Source organism: Bacillus sp. FMQ74 (assembly GCF_001875785.1).
GTDB classification, from domain to species: Bacteria; Bacillota; Bacilli; order Bacillales; family Bacillaceae; genus Bacillus; species Bacillus stercoris.
In genome coordinates this window covers 1-19,975 of record NZ_MOEO01000006.1, presented here as the reverse complement: position 1 = coordinate 19,975, position 19,975 = coordinate 1, and the positions used below count along the sequence as shown (strand labels likewise).

19 protein-coding genes, 2 tRNA genes, 2 rRNA genes and 1 pseudogene are annotated in these 19,975 nt (G+C 43.1%); 4 read left to right on the top strand and 20 right to left on the bottom strand.

The annotated features are described in order from the left end of the window. Positions 1-98: 98 nt before the first annotated feature. The 3 genes from BLL41_RS12875 to gutB all read right to left on the bottom strand — a co-directional run bounded on the left by BLL41_RS12875 (position 99) and on the right by gutB (position 3,682). Positions 99-1,061 carry a carbohydrate kinase family protein gene (locus BLL41_RS12875; RefSeq protein WP_071578133.1) on the bottom strand — a complete coding sequence of 321 codons (963 nt, stop codon included), beginning with the start codon at positions 1,059-1,061 and terminating at the stop codon, positions 99-101. Between the two features lie 94 nt (positions 1,062-1,155). Continuing rightward, complete coding sequence (locus BLL41_RS12870) at positions 1,156-2,547, bottom strand: MFS transporter (protein ID WP_071578132.1); 1,392 nt, start codon at positions 2,545-2,547, stop codon at positions 1,156-1,158. 73 nt (positions 2,548-2,620) lie between these two features. Beyond that, positions 2,621-3,682: a sorbitol dehydrogenase gene (gutB, locus tag BLL41_RS12865; RefSeq protein WP_071578305.1), complete on the bottom strand. Its 1,062-nt coding sequence runs from the start codon at positions 3,680-3,682 to the stop codon at positions 2,621-2,623. A gap of 203 nt (positions 3,683-3,885) precedes the next feature. Between gutB and BLL41_RS12860 the strand changes: the two genes are divergently transcribed. Then, positions 3,886-6,375: a tetratricopeptide repeat protein gene (locus BLL41_RS12860; RefSeq protein WP_071578131.1), complete on the top strand. Its 2,490-nt coding sequence runs from the start codon at positions 3,886-3,888 to the stop codon at positions 6,373-6,375. An 88-nt stretch (positions 6,376-6,463) separates the two neighbouring features. Here BLL41_RS12860 and BLL41_RS23325 read toward each other — a convergent pair whose 3' ends face one another. The 4 genes and pseudogenes from BLL41_RS23325 to groES form a co-directional block, all read right to left on the bottom strand. After that, positions 6,464-7,087, bottom strand: coding sequence for an alpha/beta hydrolase (locus BLL41_RS23325; RefSeq protein ID WP_371261918.1), 624 nt, complete (start codon positions 7,085-7,087; stop codon positions 6,464-6,466). 210 nt (positions 7,088-7,297) lie between these two features. Then, a pseudogene (locus tag BLL41_RS23320) lies at positions 7,298-7,602 on the bottom strand (abhydrolase domain-containing 18); the annotation flags it as partial. 514 nt (positions 7,603-8,116) lie between these two features. Then, positions 8,117-9,748 carry a chaperonin GroEL gene (gene groL / locus BLL41_RS12850; RefSeq protein WP_003234067.1) on the bottom strand — a complete coding sequence of 544 codons (1,632 nt, stop codon included), beginning with the start codon at positions 9,746-9,748 and terminating at the stop codon, positions 8,117-8,119. Positions 9,749-9,794: 46 nt separating this feature from the next. Beyond that, on the bottom strand, positions 9,795-10,079 hold the full coding sequence (gene groES, locus BLL41_RS12845) for a co-chaperone GroES (RefSeq protein ID WP_003155970.1): 285 nt from the start codon (positions 10,077-10,079) through the stop codon (positions 9,795-9,797). A gap of 238 nt (positions 10,080-10,317) precedes the next feature. Between groES and BLL41_RS12840 the strand changes: the two genes are divergently transcribed. Both BLL41_RS12840 and BLL41_RS12835 read left to right on the top strand, forming a co-directional pair. Then, positions 10,318-11,052 carry a CPBP family intramembrane glutamic endopeptidase gene (locus tag BLL41_RS12840; RefSeq protein ID WP_071578129.1) on the top strand — a complete coding sequence of 245 codons (735 nt, stop codon included), beginning with the start codon at positions 10,318-10,320 and terminating at the stop codon, positions 11,050-11,052. Continuing rightward, complete coding sequence (locus BLL41_RS12835; protein WP_003225680.1) at positions 11,049-11,240, top strand: YdiK family protein; 192 nt, start codon at positions 11,049-11,051, stop codon at positions 11,238-11,240. The genes BLL41_RS12840 and BLL41_RS12835 overlap by 4 nt, the downstream gene beginning before the upstream one ends. A gap of 36 nt (positions 11,241-11,276) precedes the next feature. On the opposite strand, the gene tatC is transcribed toward BLL41_RS12835, so the two are convergent. The 4 genes from tatC to moaC are packed head-to-tail and all read right to left on the bottom strand — an operon-like array spanning position 11,277 to position 13,399. After that, positions 11,277-12,041 carry a twin-arginine translocase subunit TatC gene (tatC, locus tag BLL41_RS12830; RefSeq protein WP_083428006.1) on the bottom strand — a complete coding sequence of 255 codons (765 nt, stop codon included), beginning with the start codon at positions 12,039-12,041 and terminating at the stop codon, positions 11,277-11,279. 6 nt (positions 12,042-12,047) lie between these two features. Then, positions 12,048-12,221 (bottom strand): sec-independent protein translocase protein TatAY, encoded by a 174-nt coding sequence (tatAY, locus tag BLL41_RS12825; protein WP_003234072.1) that lies wholly within the window; start codon positions 12,219-12,221, stop codon positions 12,048-12,050. A 21-nt stretch (positions 12,222-12,242) separates the two neighbouring features. Further along, positions 12,243-12,890: a redox-sensing transcriptional repressor Rex gene (locus BLL41_RS12820; RefSeq protein ID WP_003234073.1), complete on the bottom strand. Its 648-nt coding sequence runs from the start codon at positions 12,888-12,890 to the stop codon at positions 12,243-12,245. After that, on the bottom strand, positions 12,887-13,399 hold the full coding sequence (moaC, locus tag BLL41_RS12815) for a cyclic pyranopterin monophosphate synthase MoaC (RefSeq protein WP_071578127.1): 513 nt from the start codon (positions 13,397-13,399) through the stop codon (positions 12,887-12,889). Before moaC ends, BLL41_RS12820 begins: the two co-directional genes overlap by 4 nt. Before the next feature lie 125 nt (positions 13,400-13,524). Here moaC and BLL41_RS12810 point away from each other — a divergent pair, with 125 nt between their 5' ends. Then, positions 13,525-15,453 (top strand): ABC-F family ATP-binding cassette domain-containing protein, encoded by a 1,929-nt coding sequence (locus BLL41_RS12810; protein ID WP_071578126.1) that lies wholly within the window; start codon positions 13,525-13,527, stop codon positions 15,451-15,453. 225 nt (positions 15,454-15,678) lie between these two features. On the opposite strand, the gene tsaD is transcribed toward BLL41_RS12810, so the two are convergent. From tsaD to BLL41_RS12765, 9 genes are all read right to left on the bottom strand, one after another. Beyond that, positions 15,679-16,719 (bottom strand): tRNA (adenosine(37)-N6)-threonylcarbamoyltransferase complex transferase subunit TsaD, encoded by a 1,041-nt coding sequence (gene tsaD, locus BLL41_RS12805; RefSeq protein WP_069840093.1) that lies wholly within the window; start codon positions 16,717-16,719, stop codon positions 15,679-15,681. Beyond that, positions 16,712-17,167 carry a ribosomal protein S18-alanine N-acetyltransferase gene (gene rimI / locus BLL41_RS12800; protein WP_071578125.1) on the bottom strand — a complete coding sequence of 152 codons (456 nt, stop codon included), beginning with the start codon at positions 17,165-17,167 and terminating at the stop codon, positions 16,712-16,714. The genes tsaD and rimI overlap by 8 nt, the downstream gene beginning before the upstream one ends. Before the next feature lie 9 nt (positions 17,168-17,176). Continuing rightward, positions 17,177-17,866 (bottom strand): tRNA (adenosine(37)-N6)-threonylcarbamoyltransferase complex dimerization subunit type 1 TsaB, encoded by a 690-nt coding sequence (tsaB, locus tag BLL41_RS12795; protein WP_071578124.1) that lies wholly within the window; start codon positions 17,864-17,866, stop codon positions 17,177-17,179. Next, positions 17,847-18,323 carry a tRNA (adenosine(37)-N6)-threonylcarbamoyltransferase complex ATPase subunit type 1 TsaE gene (gene tsaE, locus BLL41_RS12790; RefSeq protein WP_071578123.1) on the bottom strand — a complete coding sequence of 159 codons (477 nt, stop codon included), beginning with the start codon at positions 18,321-18,323 and terminating at the stop codon, positions 17,847-17,849. Before tsaE ends, tsaB begins: the two co-directional genes overlap by 20 nt. Positions 18,324-18,337: 14 nt before the next feature. Next, positions 18,338-19,315 (bottom strand): thiamine-phosphate kinase, encoded by a 978-nt coding sequence (thiL, locus tag BLL41_RS12785; RefSeq protein ID WP_071578122.1) that lies wholly within the window; start codon positions 19,313-19,315, stop codon positions 18,338-18,340. A gap of 180 nt (positions 19,316-19,495) precedes the next feature. Continuing rightward, positions 19,496-19,572 (bottom strand) — tRNA-Asp (locus BLL41_RS12780). 11 nt (positions 19,573-19,583) lie between these two features. After that, positions 19,584-19,660: transfer RNA gene (locus tag BLL41_RS12775), tRNA-Met, on the bottom strand. A gap of 22 nt (positions 19,661-19,682) precedes the next feature. Continuing rightward, positions 19,683-19,798: ribosomal RNA gene (gene rrf, locus BLL41_RS12770) — 5S ribosomal RNA — on the bottom strand. Between the two features lie 55 nt (positions 19,799-19,853). After that, positions 19,854-19,975: ribosomal RNA gene (locus BLL41_RS12765) — 23S ribosomal RNA — on the bottom strand; the annotation flags it as partial.

Genomic DNA, 19,975 nt, shown 5'->3' with positions numbered 1-19,975 from the left:
AAACGAAAAATATACAACTTTTTACCCGAACAAAAATGTAAACAATAAAAAAAGATGCCCCAAAAGTCCAAAGACTTTCAAGAAACATCTTCAATGATTTACAAAGAAACTTCAATCTCATCCATGCTTGGCAGTGCATCAATCGCTCCAATTTTAGTGCACACAAGAGCTCCGACCTTATTGGCAAACGCCACAATCTCACGCAGTTTCACAAAATCAGCATCTACAGATTGAATCTGATCCGTGTTTGCCAATTGATATAAAGCCGCACCGACAAAAGCATCTCCCGCTCCTGTTGAGTCGATTGATGTCACCGGAATGCTTGGAATGATTTCACGGTCTTTTCCATTGGAAAGAAGCGTTCCGCTTTTCCCAAGTGTCACAGCGACAATCTTGGATCCAATCTCATGAAGGATCGCAACTCCCTTTTCATGATCCTTCACACCGCTTATAATCTCAAGCTCCTCGTCACTGACTTTCACAAAATCACTTACAGCGATCGCTTTTTTCGCAACACTTACAAACTCTGAGACTCTTCCCCTCCATAAATCTTCACGGTAGTTAGGGTCAAACGAAATAAACTGTCCATTGTCTTTCGCAATCGACATCAGCCGTAAATAGGCTGAGCAAAACGGATCCGATAACAGTGCCGTCGCAGAACCGAAATGAAGAATTTTCGCTTCGTTTAGTTTTTCCTGGTCAATATCCTCCAGCGTAAACAAAGCGTCCGCGCCTCTATTAAAAACAAAGTCGCGCTCTCCATTTTGTTTTAATGAAACAAAAGCAAGCGTTGTAGGCGCTTTCTCATCCATGACCAGCATAGAGGTATCGACATGTACAGCGTCCAATGTTTGCTTCAGAAAATACCCAAACGGATCCTTTCCTACTTTTCCGCTGAAAACGGCGTCTCCGCCCAGCTTGGCAATCGCTGCTGACACATTCGCCGGTGCTCCGCCGGCACTTTTCAGGAATTGGCGCCCTTCCATTAAATTAACATCAACATCGGTACAAAAGAAATCAATTAACAATTCTCCAATACAAACTACAGAATGACTACGCATATTATCACACTCATTTATAAAGTCTAGATTACAGTCTCAGTATATTACTTTCTGCCATAAATACAACATTGAATATTAAAAATTTTACATATATTTATCTCGCAGACCTTTGCTCCAGCTCAGAGATGATGTGTTTATATCTTTTTTCCGTTAAAGGATAGAAGGCGATAAGAATAATAGAAAGCAAAATGAAAAATCCCGGAATCAAAGCATTCATATTTTTAATCGCATTCAATGACGTAACTGTCTGGTCTGCATTCGCCACATACCCGGCGATTCCTAAATAAATGGCCGAAAATGACCCGGCTAACGCCACACCCAGCTTATTAATAAAACTCATGCTGGAAATCACAACACCATCTGCGCGAATTCCGGTTTTCCATTCCGCATAATCGACACAATCCGCAACCATTCCCCAAGCAAGCGTATTTAAAGGCGTTGTGAAAAATCCCGAAGCGAAAAGCCAAATGAAGATGAGTGTAATAGAAGAATACGGCGTAAAATGCAGGCCGGCATAAGAAATAAGCGATAGAGCCGCCGTGATGATCATGACTTGTTTTCTGCCCCACTTCTCAGAAAAGTAAGGGATAAACAGATTGCTGATCAGAGCTGCTCCGAAAAATAAAACGGTTCCCATAAACACAAATTCTTTATGGTTTACGTTATATGTAAAATAATACACCATCGTGCTGAGCTTAATATTAAACCCGATCGCAAAAGCTAAAAATGATGAAATTAGCATAAGCAAAGGTCTGTTTCGGAATAAAACGGATAACGTCTTTTTGATCCCTTGTTTTTTTCTCTTTTTAGGCTGAATCCGCTCCCGCACAGTAAAGAAACTAAATAGATTCAAAACAATGCTGACCGCCGCATAGATGAGCGCAGTCATTTGAAATCCAAACGCCTGATCCTCCCCTCCGATAGCAGTTGCAAGCGGTGTCGCACAGGAAATGGATAAAAGAATTCCGATATACACCAAAATCATCCGGGTTGTGGTCAGAACCGTCCGTTCCTCCACAGAATTCGTCATCCGCCCCGTTAAGCTGTTCACCGGGATTGTTTGCATACTAAAGGACATCCCAAGCAGAATATAGGTGACGTATGCATATACCATATTCCCCGTCTCACCGAAATGAGGCGTTGTGAAACATAAGAATGTAAATAACGCAAAAGGAAATGCCACCCACAGCAAATATGGTCTTGCTTTTCCCCACCTTGTATTCGTTTTATCTAAAATCAATCCCATGATCGGGTCAAAAATAGCATCCAGCACACGCACAACAAGAAACAAAGTTGCGATTACCGCAGGCTGAATGCCGCCGACGTCTGTATAATAAAATAATAAGTATGCGTTTACAAACTGAAAGATAATATTATACGACATATCGCCGAATCCATAGCCGATTCGTTCAAACCAGGACAGTCCGGTGCTGGATTTTGACTGATGCTTCACTTTCATTGCCGTTACTTTTTCTGTTTCAATCATCATTTCCCACCCCAAGAATCCGTTTTCATTCCCAGTAAATAAGAGGGAGAATACGAAGATCCTCCCTGTTCACTCAGCGATTTGGATACACCATCACTTTTAAACATTCATTCTTAAATTGAAGCGCCCGTTCCATCGCCTCTTGTGTCTGCTCCAGTGAATATTGGTCCGTTATAAGATGCTTCGTGTCCACAATGCCGGAAGCGAGAAATTCGATTCCCTTCGGATACGTATTGGCATAACGGAAGATCCCGTAAATATCAATCTCGTTATCCGCAATAAACGGGACATTGAGCGGAATCTCGTTTTGTGAAGGCAAACCGACAATCGCTAATTTTCCGCCGCGGCGCACAGAAGCCAGTGCGGTTTGCAGTGCCGCTGGATTCCCTGCTGTTTCCCAAGCAACATCAACGCCTCTTTCATTCGTGATCGTTTTAATCTCTTCAAGCACATCCTGTTCACGAATATTAATGACATGAGTCGCTCCCATTTTTTTCGCAGCCTCTAACCGCAGCGGCTCTAAGTCAGTGACGATAATTGTGCCTGCCCCAAATGCCTTAGCTGCGGCAACTGCCATTAACCCAACAGGGCCCATCCCCATAATCGTAATTGTTGATCCAGGCTGAAGCTTCGTTCTCGCCGCCGCATGAATGCCGACAGAAAACGGCTCGATCAAAGCAGCATCTTCATAGGAAAGTGAGTCTGGAATCAAAAAAACAAAGTCCTGACGCATTTTGATATATTGGACAAACGCGCCGTCTACCGGCGGTGTAGCCAAAAACTGTACATCTGGGCAAAGATTATAGCGCCCTTCCTTGCACGCCTCACAGCGTCCGCACGTAACACCCGGCTCTATTGCGACGCGGTCTCCCACTTTAAATTGATCGACAGCTGATCCGACAGCGGCAATTTCTCCCGCACATTCATGGCCAAGGATAAATGGTTTTTCCACAATATAGTTGCCGATTCGGCCATTTGTATAGTAATGCAGATCTGATCCGCAAATTCCGACAGCCATCACCTTGATCAACACTTCATCATGATTGATGTCAGGCACAGGCACTGTTTCGATTTTGATTTCTCTTGTGTTGTGCATAACAGCCGCTTTCATGTTCTGAGGTACTGTGTGAGTCATTTGGCAAATTCCTTTCTTCAGAAAATAAAATGTAAGTGCATACATTTTTGTTTTCTCTGTTACTGCCCCTATTTTATCTGCTTTTCAACACGTTCAACAGCCTTTCCTGCTGTATAAAAGGACAGCCGCACTGTACTTTACTATTTTCTCATATACAAAAAACGCTGAATTGATAAAATAGTACTAATAGGAGGTGCAGGCTTATGGCTGAACTTGAAAACCGAAAACAATTTGCACAACTGCTGGCACCTGGCGTCAAAACGCTAAAACTTCATCCTGATTATAAAGTAAGAAGGAAAAAGAACGAAAAAACAGGACAGTCTTATATAGATAAAATCGCGCTCCAGCTGGGGGTTTCCTCTAACACGATCAAAAGCTGGATCGGACAGATGGGGGTAAACTATATTCCCGGGAGAATTGAAGACGGAAAACTGTTCGGGATGATCTGGATCATTCTCGAAAAGACCGACTTCGATATCGAGTGGTTGACCAACCTGTTGGAAACCACCACCATCCCAGTCATCAAACCCGCATTGCCTGTATGGGCAGCATCTTGTTTGAAAAAAGCAAAAACGCTGCGAAAGGACGGGTCATTCGGGGCTCCGAGTGAAGATGAAATTGGAAGTGTAGTAAAACGGCTGTTTTATGATATACCCGTCCAAGAAACGAATGCGCTTACAGAACAGCCTATCACGCATAACCTACCGTCACGCTGGTCAGGACACTTTATCGGGCGCAGCTTTGATATGGAAGCGATACGGCAATGGATGCTTTCTCCGTCACCAGTCTGTTTAATCACCGGCTGGGCCGGTATGGGTAAAACCACAATCGCTCTTGAAGCCGCCTATTCCTGTGTCGACGATACTTCAGATTGGCCCGCATTCAACAGCATCATCTGGGTCAGCGCTGATTGGAAAGGATTGAGCTTTAGCGATTTTTTAAATACGATCGCCTATCAGCTCGGACGCACAGAACAAATCGATAAATCAATCAATGAAAAACGATTCGTCGTCCGCAATGCGTTAGCCAATTACACTAGAGAAAAACCGATCCTGCTGATCGTTGACAGCATCGATACCGCAGAACGAGATATTCACGAATTTATCACAAGCCTTCCGCAAGGCGTAAAAGTTCTCCTCACTGCACGGGAAAACGTAAAGCAAACCTATCGGGAAAGCTTCGGAGAAATGACAGCTATTCAGCTGAGCGGCCTTGATCGAATAGATGCCTTGAATTTTTTCCAGCAAGAAGTGCACCGCTGCTTACAAACATGCAACCTCCCTCATAAACGGGAAAAGCTGGAGCAGCTGTTACATCTATCGTCTGGTCTGAAAAACGAATTCATTTCAGCGACTGCCGGAAACCCGAAAGCCATGGCACTCAGCATCGCCTATATGTCAGACGATGACATACCAGCTCAGCAGCTGATTCATGAGCTTGGAAAAGCGGGCTACTCACTGCTGGAATTGTTTGAATTCCTCTTTGGCCGCACATGGGACAGATGCAACGAAGATACACGAAAGCTATGGCAGGCGCTTTGCTTTTTCAGCAAGCCGCCGGATGAAAAAAGCCTGGCGGCAGCAGCCGGATTAGACACCCGCCGTTTTCATTACGCGATTGAACAAATGCGATCTTTTGCTCTGATTCAGCCGGAACGAAGCGAAGGAAGGACACAGTACTTAGCGCATCAAACCGTTGTCGCTTACGGAGAACAGCACTTGTCCGACAATCATGAATATGAAAAAGAAGCCCGCAGCCGCTGGGCGCACTATTATGTTGATTATGCCGAAACCCATTTAAAGCGGGAACAGCCCAACTCTATCTATTGGAGCTATCTGCTGGGACGGAACTTAGATCAAATGAAACAAGAATGGCCAAACATCTTAAAGGTCATCCAATGGGCAAGCGACACCGATCAAAAAGAAATCCTAATCGAACTCATCACCCGCATCAGCCATTTTCTAAGCAGAATCAACCTGCCCTTGCGAATCGAATACGGGCGCAAAGCCGCCGACGCCGCCCATCACTTAGGCCAACACACACGAGAAGCGTACTTCCGAATCGACACAGCAGGCTGGGCACTGATGGAAGTCAATGATTTAGACGGAGCGCTTCAGCAAATAGAAGCCGGACTGAAGATTCTGGAACAATCAGACGCTCACGATGCCCACGATCTAAAGGTTTGGGGACACGCACTTAAAGCAAGGCTGTTTTTAAAAACCGGGCAACAGGAAAAAGCAGAGACCATTTTAAACAAAATCGAAGATCAACCGATTTCCCCTACGATTCAACATAGAGTTCTGCTGGTTCGCGGTGACTTAAGCTTTGCGAGAGGTCATGAGGAAGAAGCCATTCAATTATACGAAGCGGCAAATGAAATCAGCTCCACGTACGGCGGCGAAAAAACGATAGAAGCCTATTTCAATCTGGGTGTCGCTTACGTGAAATGTGGTCAATTTGAGAAAGCGGAAGAAGTCTTTGTGCAAATGCTCTATGACAAACATCACGCTAATCAGGTAGAGTTGATCTATTATTTTTACGGGATGGCGCAGCTGTTGTACCGTAAAGGAAAGAAAACGAAAGCGATAGAATCTAATCAAAAGGCGATTCGTTTGATTGATTCTTGGGAGCCTGCAATTGGGATTCGGGGAGAGGTGGAAGAACTGGCAATGGTGATTAAAGAAAACGACTAGTACGCATAGTAGTTCTGTCAGCAATCTCACTCAATAAATAGGAAAGGCCAACTGAAGTCGCAGTTGGCCTTTCGTTTCTTATTAAGGTCTACAAATGTACAAAACCAGTTTTTCCTGTATGTATTCTTTCTCGTATAAAGGAAAGCGTATCATTTGCCAGCTTTTTGCGGCAAAGAACAATGCCGGAATGACCACAATTGTAGACATATCTTGCGGGTCTCCCCCAACTTTCCCATAAGTAATCTGCATCTTTTAAGTCAATATATTGATCATGTTTAGCTGAGATCAGCAGAATGTTATCTTTATTAACTTTCGGCAAGGCTTGACTAGGATCTGTGATATTCCAATATTTTGTTAAATCTTCATAGGTCACACCATTTTGTTCTAATTCTTCTCTTATAAATTTACCTGGGATCGTGTTCCATATTGAATAAGAAAGGCGATTGGCATAAAAGATTGATACCACTACATCAATTTGAGATTCTAGGGTAGCAATTAGATTAGTAACCCATCCCCCTAAGCTGACTCCCACTATGATAACAGGACCTTTTTTATTTGCTTTTATCCAATGAATTAACGCTCGTAAATCTACAACCGCCTGCCTTGTCGACTCAATTGTACGATCAATATTTGCACTAATCATCAACTTGCCACTATACAATGAATTTTCCGGTTCTCTTTCAAAATGGTACGGAAGAGAATAATAATACATGTTCCATCCTAAATCGTTCATTATGCGATTATGAAATATTTTTTTGATCCTATTGTACGAATTCATGCGCCAGCCGTGTACAAAGATGACATTGGGTGGCTCTAGATCATTTTCATTTAAAAAAACCTCCCCTTTTAAAGTATCATTAACAGGATTCCCAGTTTGAATTAAGGATTCATAACGAAATGTTCCAACCCTATAATTTTTTTTAGATTCATTCAAGTCAATTGAAACATCAGCTATATTTGCACTGTAAAATTCCTCTCTATCATCGATATCGGCTGTAATAGCAGCAGAAAAATGTTTATCTTTGCTTCTTTTTCTGTGTAAATCATATAAAGCCAAACGATCTATCATTTCTGAAAAATGCACTATGAAGTCCTCCTTGGTAATCATAAAAAACTAATATTAGATTTAATAATTGGAATGTCGGTCTCCATAGAGTAGGGATGAATATTATCAAGATGTTGGTGGAAGAACCTAACTACATCGCCAGTGAATTTTTGAGAATCAGATTATTCTGCCGTTCTATATATTTAACATACATCGTCTTAGTAGCTAAAAGCAGCACAAATAGACTTTTTAAAAGGATTTCTCTTTGACAGTGTTTTCCTTGGGTAAACGTCTAAGAGTGTTGGTGACACTATTTATTTAGATAACTGGGGCTTTTTTGTCTTATGAGAGGATACCATCTCCTGTCTGCAATAGGGAGAGAAGTAACAGAGGTTTGAACGAATAATTTTTAAACCCTTTTTATAATCATAACAGAAATGCAGTTTACTGAAGTTACAGTAAGCCTTTTGTCAAAGAAGACGTAAACAGGAATCTAAGCCGGTAGATCAAAACTATTGAAAATCGATATAGAACAGTGGTGAAAAAATCAAACTACGAAAAACAGAAAAAAAGAAGCTTCTCACAAGTTCGGTGAACTCATGAGAAGCCTCGAAAATTCATAAATGGAACAATAGGGCATCAAAAATGACGTCCGTTGCCGACAACCCCTTGTAAATCAAGGGTTTTTTGTCGGTTTTACATCATGCCGCCCATACCGCCCATGCCGCCCATGTCAGGCATTCCGCCGCCAGCGTTTTCTTCTGGCTTGTCAGCGACAACGGCTTCAGTTGTTAAGAACATTGCAGCTACAGACGCAGCGTTTTGAAGAGCTGAGCGTGTAACTTTTGTTGGGTCAACGATACCTTTTTCGATCATGTTTACCCATTCGCCAGTTGCAGCGTTGAAGCCTACGCCGATTTCTTCGTTTTTGAGGCGTTCAACGATGACGGATCCTTCAAGTCCAGCGTTGTGTGCGATTTGACGGATTGGCTCTTCAAGCGCGCGAAGCACGATGTTGATACCTGTTTGAGCATCGCCTTCAGCTTCAACTGCAGCGACTTTGTTATATACGTTGACAAGCGCTGTACCACCACCGGATACGATGCCTTCTTCAACAGCTGCGCGAGTTGAGTTCAGGGCGTCTTCGATGCGAAGTTTACGCTCTTTCAGCTCAGTTTCAGTCGCAGCGCCGACTTTGATGACAGCTACGCCGCCAGCAAGCTTCGCAAGACGCTCTTGTAATTTTTCTCTGTCGAACTCAGAAGTTGTTTCTTCCACTTGAGCGCGGATTTGAGTCACGCGGGCAGAAATTTTGTCTGTTTCGCCAGCGCCTTCAACGATTGTTGTGTTTTCTTTAGTAACGACAACTTTAGAAGCGCGTCCCAATTGAGCGATTTGAGTAGATTTCAGGTCAAGGCCAAGATCTTCTGTGATGACTTCTCCGCCAGTAAGGACAGCGATGTCTTCAAGCATTGCTTTACGGCGGTCACCGAAGCCAGGAGCTTTAACAGCAACTGCGTTGAATGTGCCGCGAAGTTTGTTCACAACAAGTGTTGCAAGCGCTTCGCCTTCAACATCCTCAGCGATCAGAAGCAATGGTTTGCCTTGCTGAACAACCTGCTCAAGCACAGGAAGGATTTCTTGGATGTTTGTGATTTTTTTGTCTGTGATTAAGATGTAAGGATTGTCAAGAACCGCTTCCATCTTATCAGAGTCAGTTACCATGTAAGGAGACGCATATCCGCGGTCGAATTGCATACCTTCAACAACTTCAAGCTCAGTTGTGAAGCCTTTAGACTCTTCGATTGTGATAACGCCGTCGTTTCCTACGCGCTCCATTGCTTCAGCGATAAGGCTTCCGACTTCTTCATCAGCAGCAGAGATCGCAGCAACCTGAGCGATAGACTCTTTGCCTTCGATTGGCTTAGAAATTTCTTTTAAGTTTTCGATCGCAACCGCTACAGCTTGTTCCATACCTTTACGCACGCCTACAGGGTTAGCGCCTGCTGTTACGTTTTTAAGGCCTTCACGGATCATTGCTTGTGCAAGAACTGTTGCAGTTGTTGTACCGTCACCGGCAACGTCGTTTGTTTTGCTGGCTACTTCAGCAACAAGCTTCGCACCCATGTTTTCAAACGCATCTTCAAGCTCGATTTCTTTAGCGATTGTTACACCGTCATTTGTGATTAACGGAGAACCGAATTTTTTCTCTAGAACCACGTTGCGTCCTTTTGGTCCTAAAGTTACTTTAACAGCATCAGCAAGTGCATCGACACCGCGAAGCATTGCGCGGCGAGCTTCTTCACTAAACTTAATTTCTTTTGCCATGTTTACAAGACCTCCTCAAATGTTTTAAATATTGTTTATTTAAGAATTAGCCGATAACAGCTAAAATGTCGCTTTCACGTAAGATTAAGTATTCAGTACCTTCGTATTTCACTTCAGTACCTGCGTATTTTGAGAAGATAATGCGGTCGCCCTCTTTTACTTCTAAAGCAACGCGCTCTCCGCTTTCTAACACGCGACCTGAACCAGCTGCCACGATTTTGCCTTCTTGCGGTTTTTCTTTTGCAGAATCCGGCAACACAATTCCGCTGGCAGTTTTTTCTTCAGATTCTACGAGTTCAATGACAACGCGATCACCTAATGGCTTTAACAATGTAATAACCTCCTCAATAGTATGAATATGTAATTTTAGCACTCAGCACTAAAGAGTGCTAACACAATTCTTATAATAAAGAATCTCCCTTCCAATTTCAAGTGATAAGATAAAAAATTTTTCACGCTTACATCATTCTTTTCCGCTCCCTTTTCCGTTAGCTTTTTCACCCCCGTACCGATTATGTTACAATAGCTGTAGATGAACGAAACCCACTTAACAAAGGAGTACATACCATTTGAGAAAACAGTATTGGTTTATTATTTTGACATATATCATCATGCAGTTTTCCGCATTAATCGCGATTCCCTTGTTATTTAAATTCGGTTATGCCGGAGGACAGCCTACAAATGAAAATATGCTGCATGCACAAGGATTATGGTCCGTCATCAGCTTTATCGCCTGTCTCGTTGTTGTTCTGCTGATTCTGAGAACCGTTCCGAAAGAAACGCTGCGAAACGGACAGAAGGACTCAATCGGACTTTCTATCCTTTGGGCGATAGCCGGTTTTTTCATTGCCCTTTTCTCTCAAGGAATAGCAGGCTCTATTGAATATTATGTTTTTGGCATCGGAAGAGAATCAGAAAATACACAAGCGATTCTGGATGTCATTCAGGCAGTCCCGCTCATGATTATCGTTTCTTCCATCGTCGGGCCTATATTAGAAGAAATCATCTTCAGAAAAATCATTTTTGGGACGCTGTACGAAAAAACGAATTTCTTTTTCGCAGGACTGATCAGCTCGGTTATTTTCGGTATTGTTCACGCTGATTTGAAGCATCTTCTTCTATATACAGCAATGGGCTTTACCTTTGCATTTTTATATGCGAGAACAAAACGGATATGGGTGCCGATTTTCGCCCATTTAATGATGAATACATTCGTCGTCATCATGCAGCTTGAGCCTGTTCGGAATTACCTTGAACAGCAGAGCACACAAATGCAACTGATTATTGGAGGATTATTTTTATGAGAAACCCGGTAGTTTGGGGAATGATCTACTTTGCCGTAGGGTGCATCTTTACTTATCTTGCCGCAAGCTCGCCAGGCAGCATGTGGTCATTTTACTCCATCCTGCTGATGGTGTTCGCCGCTTACAACATCAGCATTTCTTTTAAGATGTTCGCCTTTTCATTTAAAATCAAAAAGAACCAGAAATAAAAAAGTCCATTTCTCACATGAGAAATGGATTTTTTATTATTGACCGGAAGACACATCCTGATCGGCTGCACTGCTTTTCTGTGCTTTCCGATAAGCGGCCTTTGATATAAGGATACTGATTTCATATAAAACCAAAAGCGGGACCGTCACCATCATATGAGACAGTAGCTCAGGCGGTGTAATCAGGGCAGCGATCACCAGCAGCGTAAAATACGCATACTTTCTGATTTTTGCTAAGAACATCGGGGTCACAATTCCAAGCCTGGTCAAAAACATGAGGATGACCGGCATTTGGAACAGCAGTCCAAACGGAATCGTCAGCTGCAGAAGAAAATGAAAATATTCATTAATTCCGATCACCTGATTGACATTCAAGTCCTGAGAGATCCGCTTCATAAAATCAACAACAAAAGGAAATAAAATATAATATGAAAAAGATAAGCCCGCTAAAAACAGCAAAATAGAGATCGGAATGTAGCTGAGCGTTACTTTGCGCTCTTTCTCATAGAGGCCCGGGCTCACAAAAGCCCAAAGCTGATAAAGAATAACCGGCGAGGTCAGGACAATGCCGATGATAAACGCAAATTGCATAAACACATAAAGCGGGTCTGTCAGGTTAAACGCGTTAAGCGTAAGCTGCTTTGCTTCATCTGTTTCTTGCAGATACACAATAATCGGCTTCGCTAAAAAAAATCCCGCGATAAAGAAAACGACAAACGCCAGCGCTACAATCAGCAACCGTTTTCGAAGCTCAGCAATATGCTCCAGCAGCGACATTTGATTCACTTTCATTCGTGTCATCCTAACTTACTGATCTTCTTTCTTTTTTTCCTCTTCATCACTCGTTAATCCTTTTGTAGCGTTTTTGAATTCACGAAGTGTGTCTCCCGCTGCTTTGCCCAATTCAGGCAGCTTTTTGGGACCGAAGATAATCAGAGCAACGATTGCAATAACAGCAAGGCTTCCAGGACCGATCGGCATATTTGGGCTCCTCCTTTCCCTCTATTCGATTTCCTCTAAAACTGAATAATGCTTCAAGAAATAAACTAGTGACTGAAGCTCAACTGCTAAATCTATATGATGAATTCGAATGTGTTCCGGCACATTCAAACGGGCCGGCGTAAAATTAAGGATTCCCTTGATTCCTAACGCAACCAATCTGTCTGTAATGGATTGAGCGGCAACTGCTGGCACTGTAAGAATGGCAACTGATTCATCTTTTACGTGTTGTTCAAGGTCATCAAGGTTATAGACGGGCACGCCGCCTACCTCAGTTCCTATTTTACTCTCATTTATATCAAAAGCCATAGAAATTTTTGTGTTATTATTTTTTGTGAAATTATAGTGAAGAAATGCCGTTCCCAAGTTCCCGACACCAATCAAAATGACATCAGTCATCTCATCCTGATCAAGCGTTTTTCGGAAAAAAGACAGCAAATAATCCACATTATATCCGTATCCTTTTTTGCCAAGAGCTCCAAAATAGGAAAAATCCCTCCGAATCGTGGCAGAATCAACCTTTACGGCATCACTAAGTTCAGCGGATGATACACGCTGTTTTCCTGACGCATGCAGATTCTTTAAAAAGCGATAGTAAAGCGGCAGCCGTTTCGCCGTCGCCTGCGGAATTTTTGATTGATCCTTATTCATTTTTGGTCCTCCAAATTATACTCGGATAGTTCTCTTTTAAAGTCACCGTTTTTCCCGCCTGTCTTCTCCAGCAAGAAAGTAGGGCCGATGACCATTCCCTTATCAAGGGCCTTGCACATATCGTAAACGGTAAGAGCGCACACCGATGCAGAAGTGAGCGCTTCCATTTCCACACCTGTACTCCCTTTCGTTTTGACCTGTGCTTTTATATGAAGTATAACTTCTGCTTCTTTTATTTTCCAGTCAAATGATATATCTACCCCGCTCAGTGAAAGCGGATGGCACATCGGAATGATATTCGACGTTTGCTTTGCGGCCATAATGCCTGCCACCTGTGCGACAGCCAGTACATCTCCTTTGCCGATATCGTGACTCTGTATTTTATCGTACACCTCATTCTTCATGTGTACGCTTGAAACAGCCGCCGCAGTACGGACAGTCGAAGATTTTTCGCTGATATCCACCATCTGGGCTCTGCCTTGTTCATTAAAATGAGAAAATCCATTCATATTAAAACGCTCCTTAAACAGATCATACACTATTTTCATCTCTATGTCTTATATGGCCAATGTATTGTTTGCTGACTTCTGGTTCATAAGCTACACTTAACTTATTATAGCAGAGGTGAAATAATATGATGATCTTACAAGTTAATCAGCTGTCCAAATCGTTTGGTGCTGATACTATTTTAAACAATATAAAGCTGGAAGTCAGAAATCGTGATCGCATCGCCATTGTAGGAAGAAATGGCGCCGGAAAATCCACGCTCCTTAAAATTATCGCAGGTCAGCTTTCGTATGAAAAGGGCGAAATTATTAAACCGAAAGATATTACAATGGGATATCTCGCCCAGCATACTGGCTTGGATTCTAAGCTTACCATAAAAGAAGAGCTGCTGACTGTTTTTGACCACTTAAAAGCAATGGAAAAGGAAATGCGGGCTATGGAAGAAAAAATGGCGGCAGCTGATCCGGGTGAATTAGAAAGCATCATGAAAACCTACGACCGCCTTCAGCAGGAATTCAAAGATAAAGGCGGCTATCAATATGAAGCGGATGTCAGATCTGTGCTGCATGGCCTCGGCTTCAGCCATTTTGACGATTCTACACAGGTTCAAAGCCTCAGCGGAGGCCAAAAAACAAGACTGGCTTTAGGTAAGCTTCTGTTAACACAGCCTGATTTGCTCATTCTCGATGAGCCGACAAACCATCTGGATATTGATACGCTTACCTGGCTTGAGCATTATTTACAAGGCTATTCAGGCGCCATTCTCATCGTTTCGCATGACCGCTACTTTTTGGACAAAGTGGTAAACCAGGTATACGAGGTATCAAGAGCCGAAAGCAAAAAGTATCACGGCAACTACAGCGCTTATCTCGACCAAAAAGCCGCGCAGTATGAAAAAGATCTTAAAATGTATGAAAAGCAGCAGGACGAAATCGCAAAGCTGCAAGACTTCGTAGACCGGAATCTGGCGAGAGCCTCTACCACCAAAAGGGCGCAAAGCCGCAGAAAGCAGCTTGAGCGAATGGAAGTCATGTCAAAACCGCTTGGCGATGAAAAATCCGCAAACTTTCATTTTGATATTACAAAACAGAGCGGAAATGAAGTCCTCCGTGTTCAGGATCTCACAATCAGCTATGAAAACCAGCCGCCGCTTTTAACAGAAGTGTCATTCATGCTGACAAGAGGAGAAAGCGCCGCGCTTGTCGGTCCTAACGGAATTGGTAAATCGACACTGCTGAAAACATTAATAGACACCCTAAAACCAGATCAAGGAACGATCTCATTCGGCTCAAATGTCAGTGTCGGCTATTATGATCAGGAACAGGCTGAACTGACTTCCTCTAAACGTGTCCTTGATGAGCTGTGGGACGAGTACCCCGGGCTCCCAGAAAAAGAAATCAGAACGTGTCTCGGAAATTTCTTATTCTCCGGAGATGACGTGCTGAAACCCGTCCATTCACTGAGCGGGGGCGAAAAAGCAAGATTGGCTCTAGCTAAGCTGATGCTTCAAAAAGCCAACTTTCTCATCCTTGATGAACCGACGAACCATCTGGACTTAGACAGCAAAGAAGTTCTCGAAAACGCGCTGATTGATTATCCAGGCACACTGTTATTTGTCTCACATGACAGATATTTTATTAACAGAATTGCCACGAGAGTGTTAGAGCTTTCTTCAAGCCATATAGAGGAGTATCTGGGAGATTACGATTATTATACAGAGAAAAAAACAGAGCAGCTTGAATTGGAGAAAATGAATCAGCAAGAGGAAACTGAAACAACGCCAGCTACAGTGAAGTCTGACTCCAAACGTTCCTACGAGGAAGAAAAAGAATGGAAAAAGAAAGAGCGCCAACGGCTTCGTCGGATTGAAGAAATTGAAGCCACTGTTCAGACCATTGAAGAAAACATCAGCCGCAATGATGAATTGCTATGTGACCCTGAAGTCTATCAAGACCATGAAAAAGTACAAGCTATCCATGCAGACAATGAGAAACTCAATCAGGAGCTGGAATCTCTTTTGTCCGAATGGGAAGAACTATCCACAGAAGAAGATTAAAAAAGTCAAGCACCTCTTTTTAGAGGTGCTTTTTATACACAGAACATATCCTAATAAGCAAACAAAGTAAGCGCTTTATACACAATATCCACAAAATATTCTGAATTTATCCACTTTATTAACAGTGACTTCAGCCCTTTATCCATCTATATCTCTATAATTACTCACAGACATGTGGATAAATTGTGAATTATCTGTTAATAACACATAAAAAGTCTCACGCTATTATCTCGTGAGACTTTGATAAGAAGTCAATTCAAGGCCGGGCTGCCCATTCATATCATATGCACCGCGAATGCCCTTTTCAAAAGCAATTGTGCCAGCGGCAGCAATCATCGCAGCATTATCTGTGCATAACGCTAACGGAGGAATGACAAGCGAAACCCCTTCATGCTGGGCAAATTCCTTTTCTAATGCAGCTCTGAGACCTCTATTTGCAGCTACTCCTCCGGCTAAAAGGACCTGTTTGACATCATATTCCTTTGCTGCGCGCGCCGTTTTGGTCACCAAGACATCGATCACACTATTTTGGAAACTGGCAGATAAATCTTCCGGAGCAATCTCTTGCCCTTTTTGAGACGCATTATGAAGCGTATTGATCACCGCAGACTTCAACCCGCTGAAGCTGAAGTTGTAAGAGCCTTCTTCAAGCCATGCGCGAGGAAGTGGAATATTGTCATTCCCTTTTTCAGCTAGCTTGTCAATTTGCGGTCCACCTGGATATGGCAGTCCCATCGTCCGCGCCACTTTATCGTAAGCTTCTCCTGCCGCATCATCAAGGGTTTCCCCAATGACTTCAAATGATCCATGTTCCTTCATATAAACCAGTTCTGTATGGCCTCCTGAAACGACCAATGCCAGTGCCGGGAACACGATGTCTTCTACAAGACGGTTCGCGTATATATGACCGGCTATATGATGAACGCCTACTAACGGAATGTTATGTGCAAAGCTCAATGCTTTAGCAGCGTTCACTCCGATAAGAAGAGCTCCCACCAGTCCCGGACCTTCCGTTACTGCAATCGCATCAATATCCCTATACGTCATGCCAGCTTTACGAAAAGCCTCTTCTATGACCAATGTAATTTGTTCAACATGATGTCTTGAAGCTATTTCCGGAACGACGCCTCCAAAGCGCTTATGGCTTTCAATTTGAGACGCTACTACGTTTGAAATGATCTCTTTCCCGTTTTTCACAATAGCCGCCGCAGTCTCGTCACAGCTTGTTTCAATTCCTAATACGTACATGTCTTTTTGCTCACTCATTTATCGTCACCCACATAATTAACGCATCTTCCCCGTTATCAGTATAATAGTTCTTTCTTATTCCGCCAGGCTGCATCCCGAATTTCTTATATAAGCCTTGAGCAGGATGATTCGAAACCCTCACTTCAAGCGAAAGCCGCCTTGCGTCTTTTTCTTTACACAGTTCAACAGCTGAGCGAAAAAGCGTTTCTCCTAAAGACTGGCCGCGATACTCTGGTTTTATCGCTATATTTGTAATTTGGGCATCGTCCATCACAATCCAAATCCCGCAATACCCAGCAAGATGGCCGTCCTTTTCAATCACGAGATAATGAGCATACGGATTTTCCAGCATCTCATGATAAAACGAATCCTTCGTCCAAGGAGACGTAAAGGAGGATGCTTCGATTTCGTATACGTGGTCTATATCTTCAAGCCGCATATTTCTGACCGCTGCTTTTGTTTTCATCCTATCACCCTACTTTTGACTTTCAATCCATTTCGCTTCAGCTTCTGCCAGCCGCAAGTAATCAGGGACAAGTCCGTGAACATCAGCTGCTTCCTTTTCAGCCCCTAAAAAAGCCAATTCTGAAGGACGCGGGTTATGCTGAGCAGCAGCTCCAATGAACCCTTTTGTCCCAAGCACACCCTCGATCATCTGCTTGTGAATAGAAGTATCGTGACCTAAAAACAAAACAGGACGATCCTTTTCTTTTAGCATCTCCAGCCATTCGGCCAGCATCACATTTTGATCAGGAACAACTTGCTCAAAAAGCCCGTTTTTATTTTCATAAAGACCTGTATAAACCTGTCCCCGTCTTGCATCAAAGATAGGACTGATCAGACCGTCGAAATGCCGGCCATTTGCTGCAAGCGCCTCAAGGCTTGATACAGCAGAAATCGGAATGTGTAAAGACCAGGCAAGCGTTTTGGCGAGCGTCACACCTATTCTTACTCCTGTATATGAACCAGGGCCTTTTGCAACGACAATTTTAGAAAGGTCCTGCGGTACCATATCACAATCATTCAGCAATGAATGAACGGCAGGCATCGCTCTTACAGAATGGTTCTTTTTCAAGTATGTAATGTATTCTGCTATAACGGTGTCTCCTCGAAGCAGCGCAATGCCCAATGTATAATTTGATGTATCAATTGCTAATATTGTCATGTCTACTTATCTCCTCACAAAGCATTTCATACCGATTCCCGACAGCAGTAAAGGTGATTTCCCGCTCATTATCACCAGCTCTTTTGATGACAATTTGCAGACGCTCCTGCGGCAGCTGTTCTTCAATTAAATGGGCCCATTCAACGAGACAGACACCTTGTCCGTGAAAATATTCATCGAGTCCCAAATCTTCACTTTCATCTTCCATTCTATATACATCCATATGATAAAGAGGAAGCGAGCCATCGTTATATTCTTTTATAATTGTAAAAGTCGGACTGTTTACAACACGTGTAATTCCCAGCCCTTCCGCAAAACCTTTCGTAAAAGTCGTTTTACCTGCACCTAAATCGCCCTCTAATGTTAGGACGTCTCCTGGTTTAGCAAACGATGCAGCCAGCTTGGCAATTGCTTTTGTTTCTTCAGGATTTACGGTTCTCCACTTTAATTGCTTCACACGAGTCACCTGTCTTATTTAAAATGATTATATCCTTTTTTCTCTAAAATCATTGATGTTCTATCTACTTTTAGGATCACATTGGATTTTGTTCTTTCCCTAACATGTCCAATCTTTGTAATGGGTAGTTGCCGTGTTTCACACTCCTGCTTCAACACTTCCCACTCGTCATTTGAAACCGTCCCTGTCAGCTCAAAATCCTCACCGCCAAACAAAGCCCATTCTTTCCAGTTACGATGAAGCTTAGGCAAATCAGGATGAATTGGAAGCATGCTTTCATCAATTTCAATTGAAACACAGCTGGCTTCTGCAATCTCGTTCAATTCACTAGCCAATCCGTCACTAATATCATTTAAAGCCGCACGCTTCATACTTGAGCACAATCTGCCGACGCTTACTCTTGGCTGAGGCCGTTTATGTCTGTGGATAAAGTAATCCGTTTCCACAGATGAGTTTTGAAGATTAGTCTCTTCCAGCAGTAAAGAAAGTCCTGCTGCAGAAGAACCGATTTCACCGGTTACAAACACAATATCATTCGGTTTTGCCAAGCTCCGCAAACAGGCATGCCCCTTTTCAATTTCACCGATCACAGTGACTGTAACGACTAATTTGTCAGCGGTAGAAACTGTATCGCCGCCAATCAGATCCATATGATATAGTTTCGCCAGTTCATTCATTCCTTCATACATCGCCTTGATTTCAGATTCAGTCCATTTTGAAGGTACAGCAAGTGATACCAGATAAAACTTAGGAATGCCTCCCATCGCGGCAATATCACTTATATTAACGGCTAACGCCTTATACCCGATATCTTCAGGTGAGGAATAGTGTAATTTGAAGTGCACGTCTTCTACCATAGTATCAACACAAACAATTTCCTGAACGCCGTGTTTCGCAGTGTAGAGCGCTGCATCATCACCTATTCCTACATCAACGGAAGAATGGTGAATGGTCCGCGGAATAATGCTATGTATCAAATTAAATTCATCCATGAACCAAAACCTCCTTTCAACCTTGGTTATGCCTATATGTGCTCTCCCTAGTTTATCGAATTTTGCTGGAATATCCAAGATGTTGCCGATATAAAGAAAGCTTGGCTAAGACACCAAGCAGAAGATACAGTAAAAGAAAACACAAAAAAAACGAAAACATGATCGTTTCGTTTACATTAATGGCGGTCCGGACGGGACTCGAACCCGCGACCTCCTGCGTGACAGGCAGGCATTCTAACCAACTGAACTACCGGACCATTTTGAAATTTGGTTGCGGGGGCAGGATTTGAACCTGCGACCTTCGGGTTATGAGCCCGACGAGCTACCGAACTGCTCCACCCCGCGATGATAATAATTTAAGATTAAAGCTTGGCGGCGTCCTACTCTCACAGGGGGAAACCCCCGACTACCATCGGCGCTGAAGAGCTTAACTTCCGTGTTCGGTATGGGAACGGGTGTGACCTCTTCGCTATCGCCACCAAACAAATTGAGAGTGTTCTCTCAAAACTAGATAACAGGTGTGACATCAATCAAAAATGTGGTTAAGTCCTCGATCGATTAGTATCTGTCAGCTCCATGTGTCGCCACACTTCCACCTCAGACCTATCAACCTGATCATCTTTCAGGGATCTTACTTCCTTGCGGAATGGGAAATCTCAT